At 41.6% G+C, this 500-nt stretch carries 1 tRNA gene and 1 rRNA gene; both read right to left on the reverse strand.

The window, feature by feature from the left end:
• A 23S ribosomal RNA gene (locus tag J3P37_RS22875) occupies positions 1–234 on the reverse strand; the annotation flags it as partial.
• Between the two features lie 184 nt (positions 235–418).
• A tRNA-Ala gene (locus J3P37_RS22880) sits at positions 419–492 on the reverse strand.
• Between the last annotated feature and the right edge of the window lie 8 nt (positions 493–500).

A 500-nucleotide genomic window follows, 5' to 3' on the forward strand; every position in this document is an offset into this window, starting at 1 on the left:
TCGCTCGCCACTACTCAGGAAATCATTATTATTTTCTCTTCCTATGCTTACTTAGATGTTTCAGTTCAGCACGTTTGCGCATTTGCAACCAGTCTTCAACTGGTTAGGTTTCCCCATTCAGAAATTTACGGATCAATTCGTATTTGCCAATCCCCGTAACTTATCGCAGCTTATCACGTCTTTCTTCGCCTCTGAGAGCCAAGGCATCCCCCGTGTACCCTTTCTTACTTTCTTCTACCTGTACTGCTTTTGCTCAGTACGGTATGCTTTTATTAGAGTTATAAGTCTTTTGTTTCTGGTTCTACATATTGCTACATATTACCTCTGTTTCTTACTCACAACATCTTCTGTTGTTTTCTCTTTTATTACTTCTTCCAATATGTCAAAGAACGTTTTCTAAGTATTGCACTTAGAAGCGTGGAGAATAACGGATTCGAACCGTTGACCCCCTGCGTGCAAGGCAGGTGCTCTAGCCAGCTGAGCTAATTCCCCAATAAGAG

Origin of the sequence: Desertivirga xinjiangensis, from assembly GCF_024436435.1 — a bacterium.
In the GTDB taxonomy this organism is placed as follows: domain Bacteria; phylum Bacteroidota; class Bacteroidia; order Sphingobacteriales; family Sphingobacteriaceae; genus Desertivirga; species Desertivirga xinjiangensis.